4 protein-coding genes and 1 pseudogene are annotated in these 4,901 nt (G+C 35.5%); all 5 read left to right on the forward strand.

What is annotated here, in order from left to right:
- The coding region (locus ACPYKA_RS18860; RefSeq protein WP_479543744.1) for a phosphotransferase family protein at nucleotides 1-669 on the forward strand (669 nt) is incomplete at its 5' end.
- A gap of 91 nt (nucleotides 670-760) precedes the next feature.
- On the forward strand, nucleotides 761-1,195 hold the full coding sequence (locus ACPYKA_RS18865) for a CBS domain-containing protein (protein WP_479543745.1): 435 nt from the start codon (nucleotides 761-763) through the stop codon (nucleotides 1,193-1,195).
- Nucleotides 1,196-1,494: 299 nt separating this feature from the next.
- A complete protein-coding gene (locus tag ACPYKA_RS18870; protein WP_479543746.1) occupies nucleotides 1,495-3,798 on the forward strand; it encodes a TOTE conflict system archaeo-eukaryotic primase domain-containing protein in 2,304 nt (767 codons plus the stop codon).
- A gap of 65 nt (nucleotides 3,799-3,863) precedes the next feature.
- On the forward strand, nucleotides 3,864-4,055 hold the full coding sequence (locus tag ACPYKA_RS18875; RefSeq protein ID WP_479543747.1) for a YbxH family protein: 192 nt from the start codon (nucleotides 3,864-3,866) through the stop codon (nucleotides 4,053-4,055).
- Between the two features lie 659 nt (nucleotides 4,056-4,714).
- A pseudogene (locus ACPYKA_RS18880) lies at nucleotides 4,715-4,901 on the forward strand (AIM24 family protein); the annotation flags it as partial.

The raw sequence follows: 4,901 nt of genomic DNA on the forward strand, positions 1-4,901 counted from the left end.
GTCTACTTTGATGTTGCTAGTGGGGTCAAAATCACTAGAAAAATCGATTTTTTGAAAACGCTTACTCCTGAACTTGCGCGAGAAGGAAAGATGATGAAAGAAGTTATCGCTGTATTTCAACATCTTCATCGGTCTAAAACTGTCATGAAAAATCGGTTTCACTTGTTTTCCTTAATGAATCATTATGAAGACCTTGTCATCAAGGTGAATCCGCTAATGATGGAAAAAGTTGCCCCTTTAAAGGATGATATATTGGAATTAAAAGAAGTGTATGAATCATTTGATGTGAAGGAGACCCCATGTCATATCGACACAGTTTCTGCAAACATTCTTTTAGATACTAATAAACACATATATTTAATCGATTGGGAATATAGTGGAATGTTTGATCCGATGTGGGATCTCGCAACACTATTTGTTTCGTTAAGTTTCACTGAAGAGGAAGAACTATTTTTTCTAAAACATTATTTAGAGCGTGAGCCTAGTCCAGAAGAAATACAGCGAATTTTGTTGCATAAAGTGTTCCAAGATTATTTATGGAGTTTGTGGACGATTTATAAGGAAGCCAAAGGCGATGACTTTGGTTCTGTTGCAATAAAACGCATAGAGCGGGCAGTGAATAATATTGTTCATTATAATATGACTTACAATCAGGATGATGTTGTGTAGTAAGAGTTAAGGAATTTTCCCATTAAAATAAAAAACCTCTCATAATTATTGCAAAATTAATCCATTCTACAATATGAAGGAGGTAATATTTATGCAACAATTACGCAACATCATGTCATCCAATGTTATTACGGTAAATGAGTCGCAAACTGTACAGGAAGCGGCAGCACTCATGAGCCAAAATAATATTGGTTCGATCCCTGTTGTAAATAGTAGCGGGCAGATGACAGGGATTATTACGGATCGTGATATTACACTTCGAGCAACATCTCAAGGAGAAGGTGCACAAACACCAATATCTCAAGTGATGACAGCTCAACAAGTAGTTCAAGGTTCACCAGAAATGGACGTACAACAAGCTGCTCAGTTAATGGCACAGCAACAAATACGTCGTTTGCCAGTCGTTGAAAACGGGCAAATTGTAGGGATGGTTGCTTTAGGTGATTTAGCAGTAGATAATTTATCGAATGAGGCTGCAGGAGAGGCATTGTCAAACATATCTACACCTTCAGAGCCCCAAGAGTAAAAGAAATATCAATTTAGTAAAAGAACGTTGATCATTTGCTGTTCAACGTTCTTTTTGCTTCAATATAGGGTCTGAGCCTTGTATGTGCTGAATTATTCTGTTTATCGCTGAATAATTGATGTAATGCGCTGAATTTTTACTGGAATCGCTGAATTATTTTTATAAACGACGAATTATGTATGTAAATCGCTGAATAACTTATTGATAAGTTAATTAATGGTATTCGTTTGCTATTCTAGTTTATACTTTCTGAAAAATGAGTATAATGAAGGTGACTTCAATTTCATAGAGGGATTATGATGCAGGATTATAAACAATTACAAAATGAAAATCTTTATTTAAAAAAGTTATTAGCTAAATTAATGCACAGTCAAGGTACAGGAAATTCTTCTTCTAAAATAATAACAAAAAAGTCTTCTCTTCAAGAAAAGATACAGCTTTTTAGAGAATTGTTTAAGGGACGTGAGGATGTTTATGCACTTCGGTGGGAGTCAAAAAATGGGGCTAAAGGTTACACTCCGGCTTGTGAATTTGAATGGAAAAAACCTTTATGCCAGAAGCCACATATAAAATGCAGTCAATGTCAAAATCGCAAACTCCTTCACTTAACAGATGAAGTATTGATTGATCATATTCGAGGAAAAAAGACAATCGGCATTTATCCATTACTACAAAATGGAACGTGTATGTTTTTAGTGATTGATTTTGATAAGGGGACGTGGAAAAAAGATGTGTTAGCTTTTGCGAAAACATGCGAGGATTTAAATGTTCCTTATCATATCGAAAGATCAAGGTCAGGTAATGGAGCTCATATATGGATTTTCTTTATGGAAGCCGTTACAGCTAAATTGGCACGCACTTTAGGGATGACAATTTTAAAAGAAACGAAGAAAAAGAACCCTGATTTTTTATTAGAATCATTTGATCGTTTATTTCCGAACCAAGATACTTTGCCGATGGGAGGCTTTGGTAACCTAATAGCAATACCGCTTCAAAGAGAACCCGGACGTAAAGGAAATAGTGTATTTATAGATGAAACTTTCACCCCTTATCCGGATCAATGGATGTACTTATCTACAGTTCGAAAAATGACAAAAACAGAGATTTATGGGGTCTTACATGCGCTAGATGAAGATGAAAAAATAGTCCGCGAGAAAAGTGACTCCGAATGGATCCCGATGCCAAAAGAAATTACACTTACTCTAAAAAACGGTATTCATATTACTAAATCAGAACTTCCTGCTACTTTGGTAAAAAAGATTATAGATATAGCTTCATTGAGTAATCCTAAATACTATCAAGCGAAACAAAATAGGTTTTCTACAAAAGGGATTCCCCGGGTGATCGACTGTTCAGAAGAACGACAGGAAAATTTAATTCTCCCCCGAGGTTGTTTCCAAGAGCTTTGTGATCTTTTGGAAGGATTGTCTATTAAAGTCAAGATTGAGGATAAACAGTATAGTGGAGAAGTTATCGATGCAAAATTTCATGGTACCTTGTCACTTCAACAAGAAGAAGCAATGCATACATTACTTAAACATCGACAAGGTGTTTTGTCTGCAACTACTGGATTTGGAAAAACAGTTTTAGCCACTGCAATCATTGCTAAAAGAAGGGTAAATACACTTGTTATTGTTCATCGCACTCTGTTAATCCAACAATGGGTAGAAAAAATCGCAGCATTTTTAAATATTCCGATTACCGAGGTTGGACAGATTGGTGGCGGGAAGAATAAAATTACTGGGAAAATAGATGTTGCTACAATCCAGGGATTAAATTATCGAGGGCAGTTAAAGTCATATATTAGCCAATATGGTCAAATCATAGTTGATGAATGTCATATTATTTCCGCTGTTACTTTTGAATCTGTTCTAAAGCAAATTCGCCCCCAATTTGTATTAGGTTTAACTGCTACCCCAAAAAGGAAAGACGGAATGCATCCGATTATTACGATGCAATGTGGCCCGATCCGATATAAGATTAATGCAAAGGAACAAGCGAAAGTTCGTCCATTTATTCACCACTTAAGCCCAAGGAAAACAAACTTTTTAACGAAGGAAACTGATTTCGCAAAAATTTGTGAAGAGTTGATCATAAATTCGCAAAGAAACGAACAGATTTTTGATGATGTTTTACATTCTTTGGAAGATGGAAGGTCTCCCATTATTTTAACTAATCGCCTACAACACTTAGAAATTTTAAGTGAAATGTTTTGCGGCTTTGCAAAAAATATCATTGTCTTGTCAGGAAATATGAAGAAAAAAGATCAAAATAAAGAGCTTGAAAAGTTACAAAAAATTTCCGAACGAGAAGAGCGCCTCATTATTGCGACAGGTAAATACATTGGGGAGGGTTTTGATGATGCTCGACTTGATACGCTATTTTTAACAATGCCAGTTTCCTGGAAAGGCACATTACAACAATATGTAGGGCGTCTTCATCGAGAATATGATGAAAAGCGGAAAGTACAAGTGTATGATTATGTAGATGCCAATGTTCCTCTTTTAAAAAGAATGTACGCAAAACGTTTAGCCGGGTATAAAACAATGGGCTATCGTACTGGTACGGAAAAGTCAACTACTGAACAAATGAGACTTTTTTAAAGCGTATATCCAATCTGAAAAATGGGAATTTTAACTAGTGAACAGCTTACTAAGGAGTGATTTCAGTGGGAGCAATTGAACGCGAAGGATACCTTTTTGAACCGGAGTATAGTGTTATCGAACAAAATGGAGCAATTCATGTTTACAAAGACGGGGAATTTTTAGAAGAGATCAAATTTTCCTTTTCGGGAAAATATCCTAATCCCGGTCAAATTGAACAGCTAGTGGATAATTATTGTGATGAGAGAAGGGTGTAATATTTGAATGAACTGGATTTTATAGTAAATCTGAATATTGTGCTCGTTAACAAAGTAGACTGCCATGAAGATAGTCTACTTTAAGTTTATGATTAAGAAAATTATTCTATTTAGTGAACCCCAGTTGAATAAAAGTGCTGACTTAACTTCCATTCCAAGTTGTTTCGAATTTCGATAGATTGTCTCCATTCAATGTATTGTATAGGACACACCGTACGTTTTTCCCTTCTTCATCGTGATTAACCGCAAGTCAAGGTCGTAAAACATTTGTTTCATATGTTCGTAAGCTTGTTTCATATCTTCGGCTGTTTGATCCCGCTTCTCAACGTATTCCGTTGCCTCTTTTGCTTGCCCGTTTTTGAACTATATGTGAAGTGCGTACGAATTGATTATGACTAAGAACCGATTGGAGTAAAAATAAGTTGCTCAAATCTTTTTCGATCGCTTCGCCTTCCGCATATGCCCCCATTGAAAAAACTATCATACCCTCTGTAAACTTCAATAATCATACTTTATTGTAGTTGAATATTGTTACTTTATCAGTGCTTCGGGGGTCTGTCTGCTTTAAACAAAAATGTTTTGCATAACAATATTTTACTTTAACTATATGTTGTATACTTATACTTATCCAAAAGGAGTTACTGGAAGGGGCTATGAAAATGAGTAATTATTCTTTAAATGAATTTATTAAATTAACAAAACAGGATGAAGAAGAAAGTGATTTTTTTGAATTGGAAACATCACGAATTTTGGAAGTGAATTTAACGGATGTAGTCTGGGCAAAGATGGGTTCGATGGTTTCTTATACAGGTCAGATCAAGTTCGAACGAGAAAGGGTACTTGAGC

Origin of the sequence: Pseudogracilibacillus amylolyticus (SeqCode), assembly GCF_051918545.1 — a bacterium.
GTDB lineage: Bacteria > Bacillota > Bacilli > Bacillales > Amphibacillaceae > Pseudogracilibacillus.

Bases quoted from the DNA above. Each gene is read 5' to 3' on its own strand.
- ACPYKA_RS18865 (WP_479543745.1), top strand. From the start codon at position 761: ATGCAACAATTACGCAACATCATGTCATCCAATGTTATTACGGTAAAT.
- ACPYKA_RS18870 (WP_479543746.1), top strand. From the start codon at position 1,495: ATGCAGGATTATAAACAATTACAAAATGAAAATCTTTATTTAAAAAAG.